Source organism: Streptomyces sp. NPDC058674 (assembly GCF_042716505.1).
In the GTDB taxonomy this organism is placed as follows: Bacteria; Actinomycetota; Actinomycetes; order Streptomycetales; family Streptomycetaceae; genus Streptomyces.
Window position 1 is genome coordinate 36,783 of record NZ_JBHXSC010000033.1, and the last position, 24,956, is coordinate 61,738.

General features: G+C 70.7%; 18 protein-coding genes and 3 pseudogenes. 11 read left to right on the forward strand and 10 right to left on the reverse strand.

Annotated features, from left to right (window positions below):
• Nucleotides 1-247 precede the first annotated feature (247 nt).
• The 3 genes from ACFWU6_RS18680 (at nt 248) to ACFWU6_RS18690 (ending at nt 4,575) form a co-directional block, all read left to right on the forward strand.
• Nucleotides 248-2,998 (forward strand): ATP-binding protein, encoded by a 2,751-nt coding sequence (locus tag ACFWU6_RS18680; protein WP_383981970.1) that lies wholly within the window; start codon nt 248-250, stop codon nt 2,996-2,998.
• A gap of 103 nt (nt 2,999-3,101) precedes the next feature.
• Entirely contained in the window at nt 3,102-3,935 is an 834-nt protein-coding gene (locus ACFWU6_RS18685; protein WP_383981971.1) for an alpha/beta fold hydrolase, read from the forward strand.
• 58 nt (nt 3,936-3,993) lie between these two features.
• Nucleotides 3,994-4,575, forward strand: coding sequence for a sigma-70 family RNA polymerase sigma factor (locus tag ACFWU6_RS18690; RefSeq protein ID WP_383981973.1), 582 nt, complete (start codon nt 3,994-3,996; stop codon nt 4,573-4,575).
• 65 nt (nt 4,576-4,640) lie between these two features.
• Here ACFWU6_RS18690 and ACFWU6_RS18695 read toward each other — a convergent pair.
• Nucleotides 4,641-4,988 (reverse strand): annotated as a pseudogene (locus ACFWU6_RS18695) (TetR/AcrR family transcriptional regulator C-terminal ligand-binding domain-containing protein); the annotation flags it as partial.
• Nucleotides 4,989-5,387: 399 nt separating this feature from the next.
• Here ACFWU6_RS18695 and ACFWU6_RS18700 point away from each other — a divergent pair.
• On the forward strand, nt 5,388-5,861 hold the full coding sequence (locus ACFWU6_RS18700) for a Dps family protein (RefSeq protein ID WP_383981975.1): 474 nt from the start codon (nt 5,388-5,390) through the stop codon (nt 5,859-5,861).
• A gap of 546 nt (nt 5,862-6,407) precedes the next feature.
• On the opposite strand, the gene ACFWU6_RS18705 is transcribed toward ACFWU6_RS18700, so the two are convergent.
• Nucleotides 6,408-7,637 carry an amidohydrolase family protein gene (locus ACFWU6_RS18705; protein ID WP_383981977.1) on the reverse strand — a complete coding sequence of 410 codons (1,230 nt, stop codon included), beginning with the start codon at nt 7,635-7,637 and terminating at the stop codon, nt 6,408-6,410.
• Nucleotides 7,638-7,770: 133 nt separating this feature from the next.
• Here ACFWU6_RS18705 and ACFWU6_RS18710 point away from each other — a divergent pair, with 133 nt between their 5' ends.
• Nucleotides 7,771-8,241: a MarR family winged helix-turn-helix transcriptional regulator gene (locus ACFWU6_RS18710; RefSeq protein WP_383981978.1), complete on the forward strand. Its 471-nt coding sequence runs from the start codon at nt 7,771-7,773 to the stop codon at nt 8,239-8,241.
• Nucleotides 8,242-8,323: 82 nt separating this feature from the next.
• A pseudogene (locus ACFWU6_RS18715) lies at nt 8,324-8,896 on the forward strand (transposase family protein); the annotation flags it as partial.
• Nucleotides 8,897-8,933: 37 nt separating this feature from the next.
• Here the strand turns inward: ACFWU6_RS18715 and ACFWU6_RS18720 are convergent.
• Nucleotides 8,934-9,266: a beta/gamma crystallin domain-containing protein gene (locus ACFWU6_RS18720; protein WP_383981980.1), complete on the reverse strand. Its 333-nt coding sequence runs from the start codon at nt 9,264-9,266 to the stop codon at nt 8,934-8,936.
• Between the two features lie 114 nt (nt 9,267-9,380).
• A pseudogene (locus ACFWU6_RS18725) lies at nt 9,381-9,566 on the reverse strand (DUF5707 domain-containing protein); the annotation flags it as partial.
• A 584-nt stretch (nt 9,567-10,150) separates the two neighbouring features.
• Here ACFWU6_RS18725 and ACFWU6_RS18730 point away from each other — a divergent pair.
• The 3 genes from ACFWU6_RS18730 (at nt 10,151) to ACFWU6_RS18740 (ending at nt 13,600) form a co-directional block, all read left to right on the forward strand.
• Nucleotides 10,151-11,320, forward strand: a complete 1,170-nt coding sequence (locus tag ACFWU6_RS18730) for a serine hydrolase domain-containing protein (RefSeq protein WP_383981982.1) — start codon at nt 10,151-10,153, stop codon at nt 11,318-11,320.
• A gap of 503 nt (nt 11,321-11,823) precedes the next feature.
• On the forward strand, nt 11,824-12,663 hold the full coding sequence (locus tag ACFWU6_RS18735) for an alpha/beta fold hydrolase (RefSeq protein ID WP_383981984.1): 840 nt from the start codon (nt 11,824-11,826) through the stop codon (nt 12,661-12,663).
• Nucleotides 12,664-12,766: 103 nt separating this feature from the next.
• Nucleotides 12,767-13,600 (forward strand): alpha/beta fold hydrolase, encoded by an 834-nt coding sequence (locus ACFWU6_RS18740; protein WP_383981986.1) that lies wholly within the window; start codon nt 12,767-12,769, stop codon nt 13,598-13,600.
• An 806-nt stretch (nt 13,601-14,406) separates the two neighbouring features.
• Here ACFWU6_RS18740 and ACFWU6_RS18745 read toward each other — a convergent pair.
• Together ACFWU6_RS18745 and ACFWU6_RS18750 are read right to left on the reverse strand one after the other, a co-directional pair.
• Nucleotides 14,407-16,161, reverse strand: a complete 1,755-nt coding sequence (locus ACFWU6_RS18745; protein ID WP_383981988.1) for an AIPR family protein — start codon at nt 16,159-16,161, stop codon at nt 14,407-14,409.
• A gap of 178 nt (nt 16,162-16,339) precedes the next feature.
• Nucleotides 16,340-17,497 (reverse strand): glutamate--cysteine ligase, encoded by a 1,158-nt coding sequence (locus ACFWU6_RS18750; protein ID WP_383981989.1) that lies wholly within the window; start codon nt 17,495-17,497, stop codon nt 16,340-16,342.
• A 216-nt stretch (nt 17,498-17,713) separates the two neighbouring features.
• On the opposite strand from ACFWU6_RS18750, the gene ACFWU6_RS18755 reads away from it, so the two are divergent.
• The gene (locus tag ACFWU6_RS18755) at nt 17,714-18,976 is read left to right on the forward strand and encodes an MFS transporter (protein WP_383981991.1); all 1,263 of its coding nucleotides are present in this window, start codon (nt 17,714-17,716) and stop codon (nt 18,974-18,976) included.
• 266 nt (nt 18,977-19,242) lie between these two features.
• On the opposite strand, the gene ACFWU6_RS18760 is transcribed toward ACFWU6_RS18755, so the two are convergent.
• Together ACFWU6_RS18760 and ACFWU6_RS18765 are read right to left on the reverse strand one after the other, a co-directional pair.
• Nucleotides 19,243-20,613 (reverse strand): carboxyl transferase domain-containing protein, encoded by a 1,371-nt coding sequence (locus tag ACFWU6_RS18760; RefSeq protein WP_383981993.1) that lies wholly within the window; start codon nt 20,611-20,613, stop codon nt 19,243-19,245.
• 183 nt (nt 20,614-20,796) lie between these two features.
• Nucleotides 20,797-21,531: a hypothetical protein gene (locus ACFWU6_RS18765; RefSeq protein ID WP_383807232.1), complete on the reverse strand. Its 735-nt coding sequence runs from the start codon at nt 21,529-21,531 to the stop codon at nt 20,797-20,799.
• 68 nt (nt 21,532-21,599) lie between these two features.
• On the opposite strand from ACFWU6_RS18765, the gene ACFWU6_RS18770 reads away from it, so the two are divergent.
• Nucleotides 21,600-22,040 carry an Lrp/AsnC family transcriptional regulator gene (locus ACFWU6_RS18770; protein WP_383807230.1) on the forward strand — a complete coding sequence of 147 codons (441 nt, stop codon included), beginning with the start codon at nt 21,600-21,602 and terminating at the stop codon, nt 22,038-22,040.
• Nucleotides 22,041-22,295: 255 nt separating this feature from the next.
• Here ACFWU6_RS18770 and ACFWU6_RS18775 read toward each other — a convergent pair whose 3' ends face one another.
• Complete coding sequence (locus ACFWU6_RS18775) at nt 22,296-23,882, reverse strand: GAF domain-containing protein (protein ID WP_383981995.1); 1,587 nt, start codon at nt 23,880-23,882, stop codon at nt 22,296-22,298.
• A complete protein-coding gene (locus ACFWU6_RS18780) occupies nt 23,879-24,916 on the reverse strand; it encodes a rod shape-determining protein (RefSeq protein ID WP_383807224.1) in 1,038 nt (345 codons plus the stop codon). Before ACFWU6_RS18780 ends, ACFWU6_RS18775 begins: the two co-directional genes overlap by 4 nt.
• Nucleotides 24,917-24,956 lie beyond the last annotated feature (40 nt).

Below are 24,956 nucleotides of genomic sequence, written 5' to 3' on the forward strand. Positions count from 1 at the left end.
CCGAGCGTGAACCCGGGCCTTAGGTCAAGGCCCGAAAGCCGTTCGGCCCCGCCGTGATCTCGGCGGCTCGGTTTCACGGGCGCGGACCGCGGTCGTTCCCACCCGGCGGCGTGCATACCATTCTACGGATGGCATCCAGACCCGGCCTCCAGATCGCCTGCCAGTGGAGATGTCGCCGGGTCGCCTGGTTCCGCGAGGACGCGGAGCCCTCGGGTGCTGGGGAGACGCAGAGAATCGGAGTGAGGGCATGCAGAGGCGGGCGCTGCTGGGTCGCGAGACGGAGCGTCGCGCGCTGGCTGCCCTGGTCGAGCAGGGGGCCACCGGGTCGGGCGGCGCGACGGTGATCATCGGCGCACCGGGGGTCGGCAAGTCGGCTCTGGTCGCAGAGGCCGCGGCCGCGGCAGCGCGCGGCGGGACCCGTGTGATCACTGCTGTGGGGGTCCAGTCGGAGGAGAACCTGCCCTGTGCCGGCCTGCACCAGCTGGTTCACCAACTACGGGACGGAATTGACGACTTGCCGGAGCGTCAGCGTACTGCGCTGCTCGCAGCCGTCGGGCTCGTCGACGAGGCCGTCCCCGATCTGTACCTCGTCGGCCTGGCCGCGCTGACTCTGTTGACAGACGCGGCAGCAGAGGCGCCGCTGCTGGTGGTCGTCGAGGACGCCCACTGGATGGATCATGCCAGCCTCGATGTGCTCGGGTTTGTGGCGCGGCGGATCGAGTCCGACCCCCTCGTCCTGGTCGCCGTCACCCGGCGCCTCGACGACCGGCTCAGCAGCGCCGGCCTGCCTGTGCTGCACCTGGGTCCGCTGACGGATGAGGTGTCGGGTGAGGTGTTGGACGCGGTGGCCCCCGGCCTGGGACAGCAGGTCAGGCGGCGGCTGTTGGAGGAGTCCGCGGGGAACCCGCTGGCACTGACCGAGCTGCCGGTCGCGCTGCAGTCGGTCGGCGGGGCGTACGCGCTCAACCCGGGTCCGTTGCCGCTGACCGCACGGCTGGAGAGGACCTTCACGGCACGAGTCTCTCGCCTTCCGGCCGACGCCCATACGGTTCTGCTCCTCTCGGCCCTCAACGGTGACGGAACGATGGACGAATGCCTCGCCGCGGCGACCCGGATGCTCGGAAGGGTGGTCGACGGCGCCGCTCTTGAGGCAGCGATCGACGCGGGTCTGGTAGAAACCCAGGGGCTGGCCTTCAGGCACCCGCTCATCCGCTCGGCGATGTACCACGCCGCTACCGCGGCGGAACGACAGACCGCACACGCCGCTCTGGCCGCCGCGCTCCAGGGGCAGCCCGATCGACAGGCATGGCACCGTGCCGCCGCCACCGCGGGTCCCGACGAACGAGTAGCACGGGATCTGGACTCCACTGCCGGCAGAGCCCTGCGGCGAGGCGGTGTCGCCGCAGCCCTTGCCGCGCTGAGGCGGGCGACGGAGCTGACGAAGGACCCGTCCGCGCGGGCAGACCGGCTGCTCCGGGCGGCGGAGCTCGCGCTCGAGTCGGGCCAAGGAGGCGTCGCGGCACATCTGCTGGCCCAGGCGCGCTCACTGGACCTTTCGGTCCGGGACCAAGGCCGTGCGGCCTGGGTCAGCATCGCTCTGGCCGAGGGGACACGGGGCGAGGGCGCCGCGACCGCCGCACTGGCCGAGCTGGCGGTCGAGATCGCCGCTGGAGGCGAACCGACACTGGGGCTGCGCATGCTGTGGGGCGCGGTCCTGCAATGCTTCTGGGGAGAGCCAGGGTCGGCCGCCCGCGAGCGGGTCGCCGCCGCCGCCGACCGGATGCCCGTGCATGCCGACGACGCCGACCTGGTCGCTCTGCGGGCGTACTCAGCCCCGGTCGAGCGCGGGGGAGCGGTCATGGAAGGCCTGGCGGGGCAGATGGAGCGCTCGTCAGAGAACGCAGAGGGAGACCAGCTCCTGGGGGGCGCCGCCGTTACGGTGGGTGCCCCCGCCCTGGCAAGCCGGTTGACGGCGAGGTCGCTGGACGTCCTGCGGGCGCAGGGCAGGCTGTCGATGCTGGCCCGCGCCCTCTGCGTCCAGGCGGGGAGCGCAGCACGGCTGGGTGACGTGCGCGCTGGTTTCCTCGCCGCGGAGGAGGCCGCGTCACTGGCCCGCGAGACCGGTCAGCCTCTCGTGCACGCGATGGTGAACGCCATCCGCGCGCAGCTGGCCGCCGTCAGTGGCGACCCGGCGTCGGAGGCGTGGGCGGCGGAAGCCGAGCGCGTGGCCCTTCCCAGCGGAGGGCGCCCGGTGCTGGCCATCGCGCAGATGGCCCGCGGGCAGGCGGCGCTCTGCCAGGGCCGCTACGGCGACGCGTACGGGCACCTGCACCGTGTCTTCGACCCGGCTGACTCCGCCTTCCACCCCTGGTTGCGCTTCTACGCGGTCGCGGAGCTGGTCGAGGCGGCTGTGCGCAGCGAAGCCCCGGAGGTGGCGCGCGACGTCGTGCAGGAGCTGACGCCGCTCGGGGAAATGACTTCTTCGCCCGCCCTGCTCTGCGGATTGCGACTGGGCCGGGCCCTGCTGAGCCCGCAGGATGGCGCCGAGCCGCTCTACAGGGCGGCCCTCGACGCCGTCCCCACAGAATGGCCGTTCGAGCGGGCGCGAGCGTGCCTCGCCCTGGGCGAGTGGCTGCGGCGGCACCGGCGGCCTGCGGAGTCCCGCGCCTCCCTGCAGGCCGCGCGCGAGATCTTCGACGCCCTCGGCGCGTCGGCATGGGCGGAGCGGGCACGGCAGGAGCTGCGCGCCGCGGGCGCGTCGTCCCCTCGCCAGGATCCGGCCGCGGTGGACCAGCTGACCTCCACCGAGCTGCACGTCGCCCAGCTCGCCGCGCAGGGTCTGACGAACCGGGAGATCGGCGAGCGGTTGTACGTCTCGCACAGGACGGTGAGCACCCATCTCCAGCGGATGTTCCCCAAACTGGGGGTAGCGTCCCGCGGCGAACTCGCCGCGGTGCTGGGTGGCACGATGACGTACGCCGAAGGCGCGACGTCATGACGTACGCCGAAGACGTAGTCCGACGGACGCGGTCCCCCCTGCTTGTTTCCTAGCTTTGTGCCGTGCCCGGTTCGCACACGGCGGACGGGCGGGAAGGCACATCATGGGAACCATCACCGTCGGAGCCGAGGGCTCGACCAGCATCGAGCTCTACTACGAGGACCACGGGGCGGGTCAGCCGGTCGTCCTGATCCACGGCTACCCGCTGGACGGGCAGTCGTGGGAGAAGCAGACCGATGCGCTGGTCAAGGCCGGCTACCGCGTCATCACCTACGACCGCCGTGGCTTCGGCCGGTCGAGCAAGACCATGACGGGCTACGACTACGACACCCTCGCCGCCGACCTGGACACCGTACTGACGCAGCTGGACCTGCGTGACGTGGTTCTCGTCGGGTTCTCGATGGGCTCGGGCGAGGTCGCCCGCTACCTCGGCGTTCACGGCTCGCAGCGGGTGGCGAAGGCGGCGTTCCTCGGTTCGCTCCAGCCGTTCCTGTTGCAGACGCCGGACAACCCCGCCGGTGTGCCGCAGAGCGTCTTCGATGGCATCGCGGAGCAGGCAGAGGCCGACCGATACGCCTGGTACGAGAGCTTCTTCGTCGACTTCTTCAACACCGACGAGACGCTCGGGACGCGACTCAGCGAGGCCGCGCTGCGGGCGAACTGGGCCACCGCCATCGGCTCGGCGCCCATGGCGGCGTACGCGTGCGTCCCGGCGTGGCTGACGGACTTCCGGGCCGACGTGGAGCGCATCGATGTGCCGTCGCTGATCCTGCACGGGACCGCCGACCGCATCCTGCCGATCGACGCCACAGCCCGCGAGTTCCGCCGCCGCCTGCCCGATGCGCGATACGTCGAGATCGACGGCGCACCGCACGGACTGCTGCTCACCCACGCAGCCGAGGTCAACGCCGCACTGATCGACTTCCTCGCCGCCTGAAAGTCGGCGCCTATCCCCCTGCACGCCACGGAAACTCGAACAGGATCGAGCGCCTCTCATGAACGGGATCATGGAAACGGAGGCCACTGCCCTCGTTCCGACTTCGTCGCAGACCCGGCACCCCGCGTCGGACGCTGACTGCGACGCCTTCATCGAGGACATCTACGAGCAGTACGGCTCTCTGCTCGTCCGGTACGCCACGCGGCTGCTGGATGGTGACTGGCACAAGGCAGAGGACATTTTCCAGGAGACCGCGGCCCGCGCCTGGAAGCACGCCCGCTTCCTGGGCAGCCGCAACGAACGCCTCAGACCCTGGTTGTTCACCGTGGTCAGAAATCTCGTCATCGACCATTACCGGGCACGCCAGGTCAGGCCGTTGGAGCTCGTGCCCGTGGAGGAGCTGGACACATCCAGCGACAGCACGGCATCCACGATCAACTCCCATGTTGTGGTGCAGGCCCTGGGGGAGTTGAACGAGCAGCAGCAAACCGTCATCCGCCTCATGTACTTCCTGGAATGCAGCGTGAATCAGGCTGCCGAGCACCTCGGTATACCGCCCGGTACCGTCAAGAGCCGTGCCTTCTATGCCATGCGGGCGTTGCGCAAGGCGCTCGAGAAGCAGGGCATCCTGGGGGTGTAGCCGCCGCGAGGCCACGTGCCCGCCGGAGCTCTCCCACGGGCCCCGCATCGCCGGTCGCATAATCTTCAGCGGGGTCTGTGGTCCAAGCTGGGAAGTACCACACAAGTGAAGTACGAGCGCAGGTACGCCGCGTCGGGGTCTGCCCCCGTCACTGCCCGCTGCGACAGCATCACGCCGAGCACCAGTTGAGGGAAGTAGGCGACGGCGGGACAGTCCATGGAGATTTCCCCTCGCTCAACCGCACGGCGTAGCAGCAGACGCAGCGCCTCCAGGTGCCCCTCGACGACATGTCTGCGCACGGCTTCCGCGAGATGGCTGTCGCCGCGAACCGCGTGCGTCACTGAAGAGAGCAGACGGGCGCATTGCCCCCCGTCTTCTCCTGCCAGCACGGCGACTTCGTCCAGATCGCCCGCGAGAGTGCCGTTCTCGAACCGCTGCGAATATGACGCGTCGGCGCTCTTCGCTCAGCCGGGACGGGACTGGAGCTGGGCTTGCCTGTGTCGTCTGCATGAGGGATTCCACTCTCGGTAGCGCTTGTCGGGATTCGGTGACGGGGCAGGGACTGAAACTGCGGGCACGGACGCCATGGGACGTACGAGCTCTGTCCGGGCCCGTCGTCCGCCCGAGCGGAACCCCGCACGCGCGGTTCGGGATCACTCGCCGGATGGCTGAACCCACGGCGGGCTCCCGCCGTTCCTAGCCTCGGGCTCATCAACGCCCCACGGAAACGAGCTGCGCACGTTTCTGCCAACGGCAGTCGTCGGCGTCCGCGACCCGGACGTCGGCGCCTCTCACGAAAGGACGGCACTCCTGTGCTGGTTATCAACAACCCTCTGCCGGAGCGCGAGCGCGAAACCGCGGGTGCGGCGCTGCAGGCGACCCTGGCCGACCTTCTCGATCTGTCCCTGGTGGCCAAGCAGGCCCACTGGAATGTGTACGGCCCGCGTTTCCGCTCGGTTCACGCCCAGCTCGACGAGGCCGCCACTGTTGCCCGGAACCACGCTGACACGGTGGCCGAGCGTGCGGCAGCCCTGGGCGTCAGCCCGGACGGACGGGCCGGGACCATAGCGGGTACCAGTGCGGTGCCCGCCTTTCCGTCAGGGTGGACCAAGGACTGCGACGCCGTGGAGGCCCTGGTGCGCGCGCTCTCCACGGTTGCCGAAAGACTGCGTGAGCGCATCGTCGAGATCGGCCCGGTGGATGTGGTCACTGAGGACCTCCTCATCGGACTCACGGCTGATCTGGAGAAGCAGAGCTGGATGTTCCAGGCGGAGAACCGGGTCTGATCAGCCCCGGTTCCTGCGAGGCGATCTCCGCCCTGCGCTCCTGGCGCCGGCGGAGATCGCCTCGCGGACAGGGGCGTCGACGGGTCCAGGTCTGGTTCGCGGCACCGGTACGAGGCCACAGCGGTGTTCGCCACATGCACATGTCGAAGAGCGTCCGACCTGCGAAGAGCCGGTGGTCCTGCCCCTGATCGGCGCCGGGTCAGTGCCTCCGGGCTCGGTGACACACCCCCTCGGATCATGGTTGACAAGGGGGGAAGTCATGCCGAGCCCGGAGGTCGGCAGGCCCGTTGCGGGGCCACGAAAGCGGGCCCGGGGCGGGTCGGCAGCGCGGCGACACCGCCGCCGAAGTAGTGGGTGTGCACGTCGATACGGGTGCCGGACACACAACCGCCTAACTGGGGACACGCGGGATAAGGCGCACCGAACATGCCCGCCAGGGACCGCCCGCTCGTTGCGGCGGTCCCCGGCGGGCTCTGCGTCACGGCAAGGCGGCGCAGTCAGTGGATTTCGCGCCGGCGGCATGGGGTGGTGGGCGGCAGTCGGCGGTCAGCTTTCGAGCCGGGTGCCGCGGCGCCATACGGCCCGGGTGTTGAGGGTGTCGCTGATCGTGGTGGTGGGGTCGCCGTCGACCAGGAGCAGGTCGGCGCGCAGGCCTTCGGCGATACGGCCGCGGTCGGTCAGGGCGAAGCGCCGGGCGGTGGTGGAGGTGGCCGCGCGCAGGGCCTGTACCGGGGTGAGGCCCGCCCGTACGAGGTACTGCAGCTCGTGGTGGACGCTGGCGCCGTGGGCGAGTCCGCCCAGGAACGGCATCGCCATGGACACATCGGTCCCGGCCAGGATGTCGACACCGGCGTCGTGCAGCGCGCGCACGGAACCCAGCACGTCGGTGATCTTGCCCTGCGGGTAGTGGTTGAAGCTGCTGCGCAGCGTCGTCGTCCAGGCCTCGTCCAGCCGGGATGCGACGCGCGGGTCGTCGGCCAGCTCGTCACCGCTGATGCCCATCATCGAGGCGTCCAGCACGACGCAGGGCACGACGAAGGCGCCCGACTCCCGGATCAGTGTGATGATCTCGTCGGTGTGCGGGCCGTCCATGAACAGGTGGACCAGGCCGTCGATGCCGGCCTCGATCGCCATGCGGGTCGCGTCGATCGTCAGTGTGTGGGCGACGGTGAGCATGCCGAGCCGCTTGGCCTCGGCGACGCCCGCGTCCAGGGTTGCCCGGTCGAGCATCGGTAGGCCGGGGTGGCCTTCGATCGAGCCGTCGTCGACCATGAACTTGATGTAGTCCGAACCGCGTTCGATCAGCTGCGGAATGAACCCGACGGCCTGCTCGGGGGTGGTCGAGAACGGCATCAGCGGCGCCGGCCCGGCCGGCCGGGCCGCACCGGGCGGCGGGCCGGGACGGAAACCCTCGGGAAACAACTCGCTGGGGTGGCCGCCGGGCGGGGTGATGCCGAACCCGGAGGAGCGCACGTCCGCCAGGGCATCGTTGCCGGTGATGTGCGCACGGTTGTCGGCGGTGTTCGTCCCCTGCATCTCCAGCTCGGTCGTCACCCCGAACCGCAGTGCCAAAGCTAGAGACTCCGCATTGGTGTGGACGTGGGCGTCGATCAGGCCGGGCAGCAGCGTTCCGCCCTGCGCATCCACGATCTCGGCTCCCGCGGGCGCCTGCCCGCCAACCGCGAGGATCCCGGTGGCGTCGAGGACGACGGTGCTCGCCTCCAGCGTCCGGTCGCCGTCGAAAACCCGTGCGTTGATGATGGCCGTGGTGCTCATGGCTGTTTCCTGTCGTTGTCCGTCCGAAGCGGTCACCGGTCCTGCCGGCCCCACCAATCTCCTGCAAAAAGCAGATGCATGCATTATGGCACGGAGTTGTTTTTCGCAGCGATCTGGGGTTACGCTGTCAGGTGTGACCAGGGGAAACGAGACTCAGGACGACGCACTGCTGGACGCGGTCGGCGCGGCGTTCGCCCGACTGCGCCGCCGCACCGCCCTGGTGGACGTCGATCCACCCGTCACGCGCAAGGACATGGCCCGCAACCAGGTCATCAACATCGTCGACGAGGCCGACGGCGAGATGACCGTCGGCGGCGTCGCCTACCAGCTCACCGTCGACTCCTCCGTCGCCAGCCGGATGGTGAGCGACTGCATCACCGCAGGACTTCTCGTGCGAGCCGCCTCCCAGCGCGACGGCCGCCGTACCGTGCTCCACCTCACCCCCGCAGGCACCGCCCTGCGCGACCGCTTCAGAAGCCAGCACCGACAGGCCTTCGAGCACATCACCCACGACTGGCCCCAGGCCAAACGCCTCGAATTCGCCCGAATGCTCATCGACTACGCCGACGCCGCCGCCGAACTCGGCACCCGTATCACACCCTGAACGGCCACGGGTACGCCCGCGAGAATCCGCACCCCCACCAGTCCAGCCGTGGGCACTGTCACCTCCGTGCGGCCCATCGTGATATGCCACCGCCGTCGTGCGGCTCCTCGCCGATCGGACGCCGGGCCTGCTCGAACACTGCGCGAGCACGACCCGGACCACGTGCTGCCGGACGGCACCCTCAGCGAGTGCGACCGCCAGGGCGACGGAAGCGCCTACTGCGCCCACAAACACCGGCGCCACGGCGTGGACGCGAGGATCGTCACCAATCCCGAAGGTCGGCCTTCTGCGGAACGCGCAGACCTTGCCGGGCCGCGCTCAGGAACTGACCGCCGCGCGCACTCACCGCCTCATCCGAATCCGCGAGCGCCAGGACGTTCCGATCGTCGCCGACCGCGCCTGCACCGGTGCTGACTCCCGGGCCGCGCTGCCCGCTCAACGCCGAACTGTCACCGCCCGTACGGACGCTGAAGCGGGCACTCGCCCAGGCCCGCGCACCTGTCGAACGAGGCGTCGCCCGCCGGAAGCCCCGGCGGATTCTCCACCGGAGCTGCCGCAGCCCGAGCCGCACGACGGACATCGCCGCCACGGCCCCGCCCTGGAGAGGCGACGCCGAAAAGACTCGATGGACCCAGCGCAGCGACGTCATCGCTGATGAGGACCCGCTGTCACCTCATTCGCGGCGACGGGCGCTACCAGATCGTGATCTTCGTGATCTTGTGGATGGAGAGGTTACCGAAATGCCACTTGTCCACGGTCCCGCTGGTCGCCGGCTCGCCCAGCCTCGGCACGTACTCGAACGTGACCTTGTTGTCTCCGGTCCAGATCCGGTCCACGCCGTAGATCGCCACGCTCTGCACGCCCGCGTTGGCGAAGCAGAGGTCGCCGCCCGCGTTGTGGAGCTTCAGGAGACCCAGTCCATTGCAATCGGTGCGGTTGATGGCGGACGCCGACGAGGCAGGCAGCACGACGGCCATAGCTCCGGCCGCCGCGACTACCGCGAGGCGTGTGATGAAGCGCTTCACTGGTGAGTTGTTCCTTCCATGGTGGTGTGGTGCCGCCGAGAGCCGCAGCGCACGGCGGCATCGCAGGGACGCATGCACGTCCAATCAGCGCAACGTGGAAAAGGGTGCTCCCGTTCACCACTTGAGCGCCTTACTTCGGGCGCGGTCGCGGTCTCCCTGAACAGCGGGGCGAGCTGCCGCGCGCATCTTTGCCTCGGTCGGACCAAGCTCGGCACTCGCGGGCCGTACGAGGACCTTGAGACCGTGGACGCCCGAATCGTCCTGCCCCTCCGCCGAGAAGCTGAGCGGCCCGGCCCGGCCCGGCGCGGCTGCTCGGCGGAGTTACGCGATGGGGCTGGTCATTCTTCACGGTTGGCTCCGTGGCGGGTGAGGCCATGGCGAGGCCACCTGCGGTCACCGCGCCGATGGCGGCGACGCCGATGAGGGACCGGAGGATGCGCTCATGGGAGGTCTCCTGGTTCATGCGGGGGCCGGCGCGGTGTGCCTGGGGATGCGGCCGGGGGGTCAGGGGCGAAAAGGACGGTGACACCGTCTGCGGAGTTGCCCCCGGGCTGTCTCCCCGACGTTCTCGGGACTAGGGCCCGGGGCCCGGTCCGGTCCTCGGGAGGCCGGATGACCGCCGTGTGCAACCCGGGGTAAAGGATCCTCCCGTCCGTCCGCCGACAGGTCGCCACCGCCCTCTACCCCGCAGACCGGCATCCGCATCGTCCGGGTCCGACGGCTCGCGACCGGTACGCGTCCGCCCTGGGGCGGCACGGCTGAGCGAGAGGGCTTGCGCACGGGTTCCGTATCCGTCCCTCGCAGGAGCCGCGTGTGAACAGATGCCATGACCTGCTGCGATACATGAACCGCTGTGACGTTCAGCCCGTTGGAGGAGCGAACGGTTGTCGTCCGGAGTGGAGAAGAACATGGTCGTCGAGGGAACGAGCACTGCCCGGTTCGAACCGGTACGAGCGGCGCTGGCAGCGCACCTCGAAGCCGGCGAGGAGTTGGGGGCGTCGATCGCCGTCGATGTGGACGGGGTCATGGAAGTCGATCTGTGGGGTGGCCACGCGGACCAAGCGCGGACCGTGCCGTGGCACCGGGACACCTTGGTGAGCCTGTGGTCGACCACGAAGACCCTCACCAATCTCGCGGCACTCGTCCTCGTCGACCGGGGCGCCCTGGATCTGCGCCGCCCCGTGGCGCACTACTGGCCCGAGTTCGCCGCCCAGGGAAAGGAGCACATCGAGGTGCGGCACGTCCTGTCCCACACCTCGGGACTTTCCGGCTGGGAGCAGCCCTTCTCCATGGAGGACCTGTACGACCGGCCCACCGCGAGCGCCCGGCTGGCCGCGCAGGCCCCGTGGTGGGAGCCGGGCACCGCTTCGGGCTACCACGTGCAGACTCAAGGACAACTGGTGGGAGAGCTTGTCCGGCGGGTCAGTGGCCGTACGTTGACGGAGTTCGTCGACACCGAGATCGCCAGGCCGGCGCAAGCCGATGTCCAGATCGGTGCGCGTCAGGCCGACTGGCCGCGCATCGCCGATCTGGTGGCCCCCTCGCAGCTTTCCGGGATACCCACCGGCCTCGATCCCGAAGGGATCTTCACCAGGACGTTGGCCGGAAGCCCCGCCCGTGACGAGCACGTGGACACCCCGCAGTGGCGCTCCGCCGAACTCGGAGCCGTCAACGGCCACGGCAACGCACGAGGTCTGGCCCGTGCCCTCTCCGTCATCTCACGGCGTGGCCAGGTGAACGGCCTCCGGCTGCTCTCCGCGGAGACGGTGGACAAGGTGCTCGATGTACAGGCCGACGGAGTCGACCTGTTCCTGGGCGCCCCCGTCCGCTGGGGCATCGGCTACGCACTCGCCGACCCGAGGACGATGCCGCACATGCCCACCGGCAGAATCTGCTTCTGGGTCGGCCGGGGCGGTTCGATCGTCATGATGGACCTCGACCGGGGTGTCACGTTCTCGTACACGATGAACCGGGTGGGCGACGGGATCCTCGGCTCGGAGCGCACCCACGACTACATCAAGCAGGTCTACGAAGTCCTGGAATCCACCGGCTGACGTGCGCCCGGTCCCCGGCTCGGCAGGCGACTCCGTGTGCGACCACACCGGGCCCCGCGGGTCGGTGGCGAAAGCCCCGCCGATCACCGCCGCATGTATCGCAAGCTGTCGGCACAGGGTGGAACGGCCGGTGTCGAGCAGGGCCCGCATCGCCGCGAGGGCCTCCCGGGCGCGTGCGACGACCGCGAACGAGCAGCCCATTTTCGGGTGAACCGGTCCGGCCGTCCGGTCGTCGTACGAGACGAAGGACGCTCCACTCCCGGCAACCGGGCGAGAGCAGTGCCTCAGGATCACTCGAGCCGCAGACCCGCAGCCGCACTCCCCGTACCGCTGCCGACGACGGCCACCAGCAGGCCGATCCATGCTGATCACATAGCGCGGGCGGACGTACGCGAACTCAGCCACCGGCGAGGCGACTCGGGGCCCTTTTCCTCGGACGCACCGGCCTGCTTCGCCCGCACGGTCCGTCGAGGACCATCAACCAACCAAGAGGATTTTCACGCATGCGCATCACTCATCTGGCCCGTCCGAGCCGCAGATCCGTGCTGCTCGGTGTCACCACGGCCGTAGGCCTGTCCGTTGCCGCAGTCACCCTGCCCGGTACAGCCGGCGCGACGCCCCACCACGCGACACGTCCGACGATCGTGCTGGAACACGGAGCGTTCGCCGACGCCGCGAGTTGGGACGGTGTCGTCGCCCGGCTTCAGCGCGCCGGCTATCCGGTTGTGGCCGCCGCCAACCCCCTGCGCGGTCCAGCGACCGATGCCGCCTACCTGCGCAGCGTCCTCGACCACATCGACGGGCCCGTAGTCCTGGTCGGCCACTCCTACGGCGGCACCGTCATCAGCCAGGCCGCCGCGGGCCTCGAGGACAAGGTGAAGGCTCTGGTCTACATCGCGGCGTTCCTGCCGGACGCAGGCGAGAGCTCGATCGGACTGACGAACAAGTTCCCCGGCAGCACCCTCGGCGAGGCCGTCGACTCCGTCAACTACTCGCTGCCCGACGGCGGTCAAGGCGCGGACGTGTACATCAAGCCCGAGAAGTTCCGCAACCAGTTCGCCGCGGACGTGCCGGCGGACAAAGCCGGGCTCATGGCTGCCGGCCAGCGTCCGGTTGCCGCCGCCGCTCTGGAGGAGAAGTCCACCGAGGCCGCGTGGAAGACGATTCCCTCCTGGTCGCTGGTCACCACGGAGGACCGCAACATCCCTGTGGCCGCCCAGCGCTTCATGTCGGCCCGCGCCAAGGCCCGCACGACGACCATCGACGCGTCGCACGCGGTATCCGTATCCCGCCCCGAAGCCGTCACCCGCATCGTCGAGCAGGCGGCCCGCACGGTCCGATGACCGACGGCCCGGCTTGTCGCCCGACGCACCTCACCGCACTCGCACAGCCGTGCCCCATCGTGCCCCGCACCATCAGACGCCACACCGGAAGGCAGAAACCACCATGGCGTTCATCACCGTCGACCAGGAAAACTCCACCAGCATCGAGCTGTACTACGAGGACCACGGCACGGGGCAGCCGATCGTGCTGATCCACGGCTACCCGCTCGACGGCCACTCCTGGGAGAAGCAGTCCGCCGCACTCCTGTCGGCCGGCTACCGAGTGATCACTTACGACCGGCGCGGTTTCGGCCGCTCCAGCCAGCCCACCACCGGCTACGACTACGACACCTTCGCCGCCGACCTGAACGTGGTCCTGGAGACCCTCGACCTCAACGACGCCGTTCTGGTGGGCTTCTCCATGGGCACCGGCGAGGTCGGCCGTTACCTGGGCACCTATGGATCCGACCGGATCGCCAAGGCCGCCTTCCTCGCCTCCCTCGAACCATTCCTCCTCAAGACCGACGACAACCCCGGCGGCGTCGACGGCACCATCTTCAAAGACATCGAAGGCGCCGTCACCGCCGACCGCTACGCCTACTTCACCGCGTTCTACGAAAACTTCTACAACCTCGACGAGAACCTCGGCACCCGCATCAGCGAGGAGGCCGTCCGCAACAGCTGGAACGTCGCCGCCGGAGCCTCCTCGTACGCCTCCCTGGCCTGCGTGGCCACCTGGTCCACCGACTTCCGTGCCGACCTGCCCAAGATCGACGTACCGACACTCATCCTGCACGGCACCGCCGACCGCATCCTGCCCATCGAGGCCACCGGAGAACGTTTCCACCAGGCACTCCCGCAGGCCGACTACGTTGTCATCGACGGCGCCCCCCACGGCCTGCTGTGGACCCACGCCCAGGAAGTCACCGACGCCCTCCTCGCGTTCCTCGCCAAGTGACCAGCGGCCGACGCCCCTTCACCTGCCGCGAGGTGGCATGCGGCAGGTTACGCACCGGGCGCGAGGCTGGTGTTGGCCCTCGGATCATCGGGCATCGCCTCATGAACGGTGGACTCGGCGCGACCGCACGCCCTCCTCTCAGGGCTCAGGGCGCACACCTTCGTCACACTCTGGACAGTCGTCGGTGACGAGGGCCCGGACCGTCCGGCAGTCGTTGCCACTCCGGTGTGTGGGGGCGGGCCTGGCAGGATGTGCAGATCAGCATTGTCGCCGCCCATCAGTGTCCGCAGACTCCGAGGAAGTGGCTTGTGCCGGAAGCGAGGGCGTCGTTCGCCCGAGGTTATGACGGCGACGGCGTGGAAGAGACCCGCCCGGTGGCGAGGCCAGTGGGTCATGTCCCTGCCGAACAGCTCCTGACCGTTCCACGGGATGCGGGGCGAGCTGGCTCATGGTCAGGTGCATGTCGGCTGTGGAGCCTCCCCGGGAGGGTCGCTGCCAACTGCCGTTCCAGCGGGCGGCGTCCGCACCAGGGGGGCTCCGACGCCGTGACATGCCGGCTGCGGCGGGTTCGTCTCATCGCGAAGGGTAAACGCGTCGTCAAGCTCTGGACCCCTCTGCGCAGGTCCCCTGGATGCCCGGTGCGGGGACCGCGACTCGCTCGGCCGGTGCCGTGAACTGCAACCTCTTGGGATGACGGGACTGTGCTTAGGCGGCAGTCGGGGGCGGGACCAATCCATCCCGCCCCCGACGGTTTCGGGGTCACTCTCTACCGCGCTGTCGGGGTGTTGCGGCTCAGATGATCCCGGCTACTTGAGGAGCGAATGAATGAGGTCCTGAGTGAACTGCTGCCGCTTCAGTCGATCTGGGGAAGGGAGCTGGCCCCCGCCGACGGCGGCCACCATCTCTGCCACGGCACGAAAAACCGGCACTTGGTCCGGCTTCTTCAGGGCTGTGATGATGTCCAGGCTTTGATCCTCGCACTTTCGGCTTTCCAGCGAGGCCGAATTCTTTCCCAGGACGTGGTACTTGTACGCCATCAGGATGTGGTAACGCGCCGGCTTGTAAATCGGGTCGAGACCCGTCCTGAAGGCATTCTCCAACTTGTAGGCGGCAAATGCGCTCGCCATGTAGGGGAGGAGCTTGTGATCCTCTCGGAAAATTGATGTGCCGACGTCGTTGTAGAGTCGGTGTGTGTATCGGGCGGCAGCGTGGGGCGTGTCCAGAAATACTGCGGAAATCGCTCGCATCTGATCGCCGATGGTTACGATTCTCGTCTTGGTGACTTCTTTGTTGTAGAACTGGCCAGACCTGCGTTCGTAGGTGAGTTTAACGTCAGGGGTGTCCAGTCGGTAGAAATCCTCAAGTCGCTTCTGAATCTTGGTCAGGGCGACGAGATCGTTCTCCTGGACCGCCGTCTGGGAGTTGGTTGCGCGAATGATCTGGGTGGCTACCTCTTCATCTCCCGTGACGACCAGTCGAATCGGTACGTACACCGCGGAGAGGTCGTCTCCCAGTGATTCCTTCGACAGGTAGAGGCAGTGGCTGGTCTGGCAGCCGTTCACGATCTGGTAGCCGGACACGGCCACGGCGTCACCGGGCTTCGGAGCATAGGCCGAGGCGACGACCGTGACCCCGTTGTTGAGGACGGGGAGCAGATTCCGCTCGGGAGAGCTGAGCGTATTCATGATCTGCTTGTTCACAGGGTTCTCTTCACCCTTGAACCCGCGGACGTTGTCGTAGAAAACGCGCTCGTCGAGCGAGCCGTCGTCGCCGCTCTCGATCAACTTCAGCAGCTCTGAAACCGACACGACACCGAGAATTGCTTGGTCCACTCCCGGCATTTTCGGGAGATTGACCTGCTTCTCGAGCTGAATTTCCACCTCGTTCGCATGGTTCTTCTTGACCCAGGAGTCATGGATGTCGTCGGCTCCCGGGGCGGTCACGAGAACCTTTCCGACGAATCCAAGGTTTTCGATGTGCTCCGTGACCGTTCGAATCTTTTCCTTCGTGCTGTCCGCACTCGTGGAAGTCTTCGGTGCTGTGGTGACGAAGGACAGAGTGACTGCGGGTGAAGCCTTGAGGCGGCTCGCGTAGTTCTCGAACACAGAGCTCAGCGCCTGGGACAGTGTGTTGATTCGTGGAAAGGAGGGGAAGCCGTCGTTATTGAGGAACTTGCGCACCGTGTCGCCGAAGCTCAGGATCTCCGAGCCCGACACCGTGCCGGACTGCTTTGCCTGAATGAAGTGCAGGGATACGTCGACCTTCGCGCTGTTCTCGCAGATTTCGCGGACGTCGTGTGTGTCCCATGCGAGCTGGCCGTTGATCTCCAAGGCAATGATGTCGATGCCGATCGTGCCGGCGTCCAGCAGGAGATCGGTTTTTTGTACCTGTGAAAGGAGATCATCCGGCAGGATGAGGCTGGCTGCGAAGAGTTCGAAGGCGTCGGAGTCTTTGAGTTTGAGCAGTTCCTCTTCTTCGCGGAACTTCTTGAACAGGCCCTGAGTGAGAGGGTTCACGTGGTGCTCCGACTTGATTGACCGGTGGTGTTGAACGTCGGACATTTTACGGAGTCTCGTCCTCTCGGGAAGGGGATTTCCAACAACTACCCGGGTTGCTGGAAGTACCTCTGTCTTCCGCAGTGGTCCCGCCCTTCACCTTCAGGGCGTTCGGAACCGCGGGCGCGGTGTGGCACGTGCGCCTGCGGCTCCGACGGGAGTCTCTGTGCCGGGCTCGGCCCCGTCAGAAGTTCTCCGTTTCGTCCGCGAGTTGGCGCAGTACGTCCGTCAGGTCTTGGCGGCGGGCGAAGGCCGCGCGTTGGCGGTGGGCGCCCGAGCCGTCGCGCAGGAGGCCCGCCATGGTCTTCGCCGCGTGGTCCAGGTCGCCCGCGGCGGCGAGCTCCGGGGCCACCAGATCGAGCAGGGCCTCCGCGAGGTCGGCCGCCGGAAGCTCCGTGCCCGAGTACGGGTCGAGGCCGAAGCCCTCCAGGCCGTCGTGGGCCGCGCGCCAGCGCGCCAGGCGCAGTACGTCGTCCCGCAGCGGCGGGTCCGGGCGGCGCTCGCCGATCTCCCGCAGGGACGTGGCCACCAGGGCCCGGGCCAGCTCGGCCTGGAGGACGGCCGTGTCGATGTCCGGGGACATGTCCGGCGCCCGGATCTCCAGCGTCGGCCAGTGCCCCGAGGGGCGGAGGTCCCAGTAGACCATCTTGAGGTCCAGGGCCGCCCCGGAGCCGAGCAGGGTCTGCACCGAGCGCCGAAAGTGCGCCGTCGAGGTGAAGTGCGGGGGCAGTCCCGCCGACGGCCAGCCCGCCCAGGCCATCGCCCGCCAGCTGGCGTGGCCGGTGTCGCGGCCGCCCCAGAAGGGGGAGTTGGCGGACAGTGCGATCAAGGTGGGCAGCCAGGGCCTGACCCGGTTGGACACGGCCACCGCCGTGTCCACGTCGAGGGTGCCGATGTGGATGTGGCGGCCGCAGCTGACCAGGGTGTCGGTGAGCGCGCCGAAGCGGCGGTGCTGCTCGCGCTGGCGCGGTTCGTCGTCGGTCAGGCGCAGCGGCCCCTCCACGGCCAGCACCGGCGACGGCGCGGCCAGCAGTCGGCAGCCGTGGGCGCGGGCCGCCCGCCCGAGCGTGCGCCGCAGGGCGACGAGCTCCTTGCGCAGCGCGGCCGCCGAGTGCGCGACCGGGGTGGAGAGCTCCACCTGGTAGCGGGTGCCCTCGGGGTGCAGCTCGCCCGGCAGTCCGCCGGCCGTGGCGAGGACGAGCGGTGCGGCGGGGACCACCCGGAAGGTGCGGGCGTCGACGAGCAGGAACTCCTCCTCGACTCCGAGGGTGAGGGGGACGGGGGGACGCACCGTGTTCCGGGCGGTGCCGGTGCTCGTGGTGCTGTTGCCAGGTTCGATCACTACGCCTCCCTGGACATACGAGTCTTTTCATGATGAGCCGAACACGAGGCGGGGAGCGCACGCCGATTCGGTCAAATGTGCGGTGTTAGTGGCGGGTTAGCGGCAAGAGCCGGTCCGCGCCGAAAGCCCCCGGAGCCGTACGGGGCGACTGTTGCCGGTGTGTGAAGAGGGGAAAATCCCCCGGGGCCGGCGGCCGGCCGGTGGTTATCATCCGCTGTGACCCGTACGACCGCACCCTCCCGCCCCCGGTCCCGCATATTCGCCGACCTGACGCCGCTGCGCACCTCCCCGGACTACCGGCGGCTGTGGATCGGCGGCACCATCTCCTGGGTCGGCCAGGCGATGACCGCCCTGGCGATCTCCCTCCAGGTCTACGACATCACCCGCTCCAACTTCTCCGTCGGACTGGTCGGCCTCTTCTCCCTCGTGCCGCTCGTCGCCTTCGGCCTCTACGGCGGGGCCATCGCCGACACCCTCGACCGGCGCAAGCTCGGCCTCTACGCCTCGCTCGGCGCCGCCGCGCTGTCCATCGCCCTCGCGGCCGCGGCTCTGCTCGACTACCACCGCGTCTGGTTCCTCTACGCCGTCGTCGCGCTCCAGGCGGTGTGCGGCGCGCTGACCGGGCCGGCCCGGTCGGCCATGATCCCCCGGCTGCTGCCGGCCGAGCAGCTCCCCGCGGCCAACGTCCTGAACTCCGTGACGATGACCTCCGGCTTCATGGCCGGACCGATGCTCGGCGGCCTGATCGTCGGCTGGTGGGGCTTCCAGGCCGCCTACCTCGTCGACGCCGTGACCTTCTGCGCCGCCCTCTACGCGATGTGGCGGCTGCCCCCGATGAAGCCGGACCGCGCCGAGGGTGCGCGGGGGCGTGCCTCGGTCCTGGACGGGCTGCGCTTCCTCGGGACCAGGCCCAACATCCGGATGACCTTCTTCTCCGACCTGGCCGCCATGGTCCTGGCCCAGCCGAAGGCGCTGTTCCCGGCCATCGCGGTGCTCTGGTACGGCGGCGACGCCAAGACGGTGGGCCTGCTGGTGGCGGCGCCGGCCGTCGGGGCGCTGCTGGGCGGGGTGTTCTCCGGCTGGCAGGGCCGGATCCGCCGGCACGGGTTGGCGATCCTGCTCGCCGTCGCCGCGTGGGGGCTGGCCATCGCCGTCTTCGGACTCACCAGGAACCTGTGGCTCGGGCTGCTCTTCCTGGCCCTGGCCGGGTGGGCCGACACCATCTCCATGGTGTTCCGCTCGACGATGATGCAGGCGGCCACCCCTGACGAGATGCGGGGACGCCTCCAGGGCGTCTTCATCGTGGTCGTCGCCGGCGGGCCGCGGCTGGGGGACTTCCTCGCCGGGACCGTCGCCGACCTGACCTCTCCGGCGGTCGCGATCACGGGCGGCGGGCTGGGCTGCGTCCTGGTACTGGCCCTGCTGGCCTTCCGCTGGCGCGGCTTCGCCCACTACGACGCCAGGACGCCCCAGGCCTAGGTCCTGTCGTCGAAGTAGCGCCGGTCAGGCCCGCGGTGTCCGGCGCCGTGCATCGCAAGGCGGAGGGGCGCCCGTGTACTGGGCGTACTCGGGCGCCCCGACAACGCGGCGAGGTGCGGTGCCGGGCGCCGCGGGCCAGGCGGGACTTTGACGACAGGGCCTAGCCTTGGTGATCGCAAGGGCGCCGCAGGGCGAACCCGCGGCGGACCGGTGGCCGGCGGCGGACGCGCGCCGTCTCGGGCGGGCCCGGTCCCGCGGCGCTCCGGTCACCCCCGGGGCGCATCGGCCCGGCGCACCACCCCGCGTGCCACGCCCAGCTCCACCAGGTCGTGGGGCCGGATGCGGAGCTGCTCCGCGGTGGCGGGGGCGGCCGCCGGGGGCCGCTTGAGGATGGCCGCCGCGAGCTCGGGGGCGATGACCGAGAAGTAGCTGTCCGGGGTGACCCAGGTGTTGCCGGGCGCGGCCAGGGCGAGGGCGCCGCCCGAACCGCCCTCGCCGATCAGCAGGGTGGTGACGGGCACGGCGGCGCCGGCCAGCGCCGCGAAGGCGTCCGCGATGGCGGGCCCGGCGCCCGCGCGTTCGGCCGCCGCGTCGTTGGCCGCGCCGGGGGTGTCGACCAGGGTGAGCACGGGGATGCCGAGCCGGTCCGCGAGGCGGATGACCCGGGCCGCCGTACGGTAGCCCGCCGGACGGACGGCGGTGCCGCACTGGGCGGCGTACGCCACGGCCCGGCCCTCCCGCAGCCCGAATCCGCACAGCATCCCGGGGTCGGTGCCGCCCGCCCGGTCCCCGGAGAGCGGCAGGCGCAGGGTGAAGTACGCGTCCAGGTACGCCCCGGCACGCGGCCGGTCGGGGTGGCGGGCACGGCGGACCGCGTCCCAACCCGTGGCCGGCGGCGGGCCGTCGGGTACGCCGCCCAGCGCGGCCGGGGGCTCGACGGCCCCGCCGGAGCGGGGTGCGGTCAGGATGCGAAGCCAGTCGGCGAGGGTGGCGGGAAGCTCCGCCGCGGGCACCACGGCGTCCACGTGCCCGGCGGCGTACTGCCCTTCGGCCGTGTAGGCCGCCGGGTCCGCGTCGGCCGGACGGACGCGCGAGCCCGCGAAGCCGACCTGGGCTCCGGGGAGCGCCAGGACCACGTCGGCCCCGGCGCCGAGGGTGGCCCAGCCGCCGCCGGTGGTCGGATCGCGCAGGACGGCGAGCTGCGGGAGCCCGGCGGCCCGGGTCAGGACGCACTGGCGGGCCACGCGCTGGAGCTGGGTCAGCGCGAGCATGCCCTCCTGCATGCGGGAGCCGCCGGTCGCGATGAGCGAGACCAGGGGCAGGCGGTGGTCCCGGGCGTGCGCGTAGGCGGCTTCGAGACGGTCACCGGTGCGCCGGCCGAGCGAACCCCCGAGGAAGCCGAACTCGAAGGAGATCACGACGGCTCGGCCGCCGCCGCCGAAGCGGGCGGTGCCGGTGACGACGGACTCGTGCTCGCCGGTCCGCTGTGTGGCGCGGGCGCGGGTGTCGTCGTAGCCCGCCCAGGCGAGGGGTCCGTCCGGCGGCGACTCCCCCTGGGGGACGGGGAGTTCGGCGAAGCTGCCGGGATCGGCCAGGGAGGCGATGGCCGCACGGGCCGAGAGCCGGGTCGTCGTCACGGGGTCACCCTAAGGGCTGTCCGGGAAGCGCCACCGGCCCGGAGGCGGCTCTGGTGAAGGCGGCCTGGCGGGGGCCCTGGTCGGTTCGTCTTGTCCCGATCATGGCGATCGGGGCGGGAGCCGGATTCGGCATTGCCCGGAGCCCGCCCCCAGACGCCCCAGGCGGCGCTCCGACGTCCGACCTCATCCCGGTGAGGGCAGCGGGAAGGCGATCGCGAGCGCGTAGGCGGCCACGAGGCCGTAGCCGAGGCGGAACGTCCAGGCGCGGACGGTGCCGGAGATCCGGCGGCCGGCGAGCGAGCCGAGGGCGACGAGCGACTGCTGCCACAGGAGCGAGGCGGCGCCGACACCGCACAGGAAGGCGGCGCCGGCCGCACCGCCACGGAGGGCCGCGCCCTGGCCGGTGGTGAGGGCGGCGAAGTAGAGGGCGGTGGTGGGGTTCACGGCGGTGAGTCCGGTGTAGCGCAGAAAGGCCCTGCCGGGTCGGGGGGCGGGCCTGACGCCGTGTCCGGCAACCGCCCGCGCCCCGGCGGCAACCGGCGCCCCGGCCCCGGCCCCGTCCGCGGTCCCGGAGGCCGGGGTCGCCGGGGTCGCCGGTGGCGGCGGGGGAGATTCGGGGGGCGCGCTGCCGGGGCAGGTGAGAAGGCCGTGCGCGGCGATGCCCAGCAGGATCGCCGCCGAGGCCAGGCGGACCCAGGCCTCGACCGGGGAGACGTGCGCGGCCACCCACGGCCCCAGCGCGGTTGCGAGCGCCGCGTAGCCGAGGTCGACGGTCGCGATGCCGGCCGCCGCGGCCGCCGCGGTCCGGCGGTGGCGCACCGCCTCCTGGAGCAGCAGCACGCTCATCGCGCCCATCGGCACGGCCACACCCAGCCCCGCGACAGCTCCCGCCAGGGCGGGTGTCATCAATTCGTTCATGGGGGAGGGTCTGCGCAGCCGCCGGGCGGACGGGCGCGACTATCGGCCCCGGCTGCGAGAATCGCGGCATGGACCGCCTAGACAGGGAAATCCTCGGCATCCTGCAGGAGGATGCGCGGATCTCGTACCGGGACCTCGGCGTACGCGTGGGCCTCAGCGCGAACGCCACCGCCGAACGCGTCCGCCGGCTGCGCCGGGACGGGGTGATCCGGGGGTTCACCACCGTGGTCGACCCGGCCGCCGACACCCGGGGCGGGCTCGCCGTCTTCATCGACCTCACCCTGCGCGAGGACACCACCAACGAGGAGTTCGAGCGGCAGGTCGCCCGGCTCCCCGGCATCACGGAGGTGGTCCACGTGACGGGCGGGTACGACTACCTGGTACGGGCCCGGGCAGTCGACCCGGCCGCCCTCGACGAGCTGTTGCGCCGGCTCAAGCGGGAGGCCGGGGTCGCCCAGTCCAGCACCCGCATCGCCCTGCGGGCCGCGACCCGCCCGGGGCGGCCCTGAGGGTCGAGCGCCGGCGGCCTCCTCGCCCCGACCGACCCACCGGCGCGGGCCCCCCAACCGAGGCGGGCCGACCCGCCGGAGCCGACTGACCAAGGCCGACCGAACGGGCCGACCGAGGCGGGCGGCCCTGCCGACCGGGACGACTGGCCGGGCGGACGCTCGATCCGGGACGCGTTCCGCTTCCTCCCGGTCCCCCGGTCCCTCGGTTCGGCGCGGGGCCGGCGCGCCGTCTCCGCGGGACGCCGCCCGTCCCCGCTACAGCTCCGACTCCCACGTCACCGTCGTGCCCCGGGGACCCGTGTCCGTGAGGCCGTCGTCCTGCACCGTCATGCGGACCCGGGACGGGTCCGCGTCGATCACGACCTGGATGGAGGCGACCCCGCTGCGGCGGTGCGCGGCGGCCAGGGCGCCCCGCAGGGCCGAGAGGAGACGGCCCGCCACCGGCTCCGGGAGCAGGGCGTCCACCGCGCCCGCGAAGTGCACCGACGGCTGGAACCCCAGCAGCACGGCCGCTCCGCCGGTCTCGCGCAGGACCCGCCCCCGGAACGTCGTGGGCGCGTCGGACGGAGGCTGCTGGAGGGCGAAGATGGCGGTGCGGACCTCCTGGATGGTGGAGTCCAGCTCGTCGACGGCGCGGCTCAGCTCCTCGCCCACCGTGTCGCCGGACGGCGCGTTCGACGAGCGCCGCCGGGTGCTCTCCAGCATCATCTCCGTCGCGAACAGCCGCTGGACCACCAGGTCGTGCAGGTCCCGCGCGATCCGGTCGCGGTCCTCGTAGACCGCCAGCTGTTCCCGGTCGTGCTGCGCGTCCGCGAGGACGAGGGCCAGCGCCGCCTGGGAGGCGAACTGCGAGGCCAGCAGCCGGTCCACCGCGTCGTACGCGGGCCCGCCCGGCCCGCGCGGCAGGGCCAGGGTGCCGATCAGCTGACCTCCGCTCTGCAGCGGCAGCATCATGCTGGGGCCGAAGCGCTCCCGGACGTGCGTGGTCATCCGGGGGTCCGTCGCCGAGTCCTCTATGAAGACCGGCTCCCCGCCCAGCAGTTGCTCCAGGACCGGGGAGCCGGGGGCGATGGCCGTCCCCACCAGGTCCCCGGGGTCCCCCTGGGTGGAGGCGGCGACGATCTCCATCCCGCCCTCGGGGGTGGGCTGGAGCACCACCCCGGCGGCGGCGTCCGCGAGCAGCCGGGCCCGCTCGGCCACGCACATCAGGGCGTCCGCCGCCGGCCTGCCGGCGAGGAGGGTGGTGGTGACGGCGGCGGCGCCCTCGATCCAGCGCTCCCGGCGGCGCGCCGTCTCGTACAGCCGGGCGTTGCCGATCGCTATGCCGGCCTGCGAGGCCAGGACGCGCAGCAGGGCGAGGTCCTCGTCGGTGAAGGAGCCGCCGCCGCGCTTCTCGGTGAGGTAGAGGTTGCCGAAGACCTCGGTGTGCACCCGGATCGGGACGCCCAGGAAGCTGCGCATGACCGGGTGGCCCGGGGGGAAGCCGATCGAGCGGGGGTCCTGGGTGAGGTCGTCGAGGAGCAGCGGCCGCGGGTCGCCGATCAGCGTGCCGAGCAGGCCGCGCCGGCCGTCCGGCAGGGCGGGGATCGCGGCCCGCTCCGCGTCGGTCATCCCGGCGGTGAACAGCTCGGTCAGCCGGGAGCGCTCGGGGTCGACGACCCCGAGCGCTCCGTACCGCGCCGCGCACAGCTCGGTCGCCGACTCCACGAGGTGCTGCAGGGTGGAGTGCAGTTCCAGCTCCGAGCCGACGCTGAGCACCGCCTCCAGGAGGATCGGGAGGCGCGGCTCCTGATCGGGTTCCCCGTCCGGGGCGGGTTCGGGCCCAGGTCCGGCTCGTGTCATCCGGCCAGCGGGTTGAGGACCATGGGGGCGATCTTCCCTTCGAGCATCGCGCCGAGACCGAGCACGGCGCAGACGTCCGGCCGCTCCGCGATGGCGACGGGCATGCCGGTGGCGTTGCGCAGCATCTGGTCCAGGCCGGGCAGCAGGGCGCTGCCGCCCACCATCATGATCCCCCGGTCCGTCAGGTCCGCGACCAGGTCCGGGGGGCAGTCCCGGAGGACCTTGCCGATGCCGTCGAGGACGGCGGTCAGCGGGGTGAAGATCGCGTCGCGCACGGCGGCGGTGTCCACGTGCACCGAGCGGGCCAGGCCGGTGGCCACGTCGCGGCCGTGGATCAGGGTGGAGGCCGGGCCCTGGGAGGTGATGCCGTTGCCGTGCAGGGCCAGCTGGAGCGGGCGGACCGCCTGGCTCGGCAGCATCAGCTCGTGCGCGTGGCGCAGGTGCTGGACGATCGCGTGGTCGATGGCCTCGCCGCCGACCGGGATGCGCTCGGCGGTGACGATCGAGCCGAGGGAGAGGACGGCCACCTGGGTGGCCGCGGCCCCACACACCATGATCATCGTCGCGGTCGGCTGCTCCACGGGCAGGCCGCAGCCGACGGCCGCCGCGATCAGGGTGTCGACCAGTTCGACGCGCCGGGCCCCGAGGCCGACGAGGGTCTCCACGGTCGCGCGCTGGGCCAGCGGATCGGCGTCGTGCGGGGTGCAGGCGGCGGCCCGCAGCCGGGGCTTGCGGCGCAGGGCGCGCCGCAGCTTCTCCCCGAGCAGGTGCCGCAGCATCCGCTGGGCCATCTCGATGTCGACGACGGTGCCGCCGGAGACGGGGCGTACGACCCTGATGTAGTCGGGCGTGCGGCCGGTCATCCGCTCGGCGAAGGTCCCCACGGCGATGAGCGCGCCGGTGCGGGTGTTCACGGCGGCGACGCTGGGCTCGTCGACGACGAGGCCGGCCCCCTTCACGTATACGCGGGTCCGGGCCGCCCCCAGGTCGACGGCGACGTGGCAGCGGCGCAACTGCTCAAGACTGACGGTCACGGCAGGTCCTCCCGAGAGCGCTGACGCATGACCGGCGGCT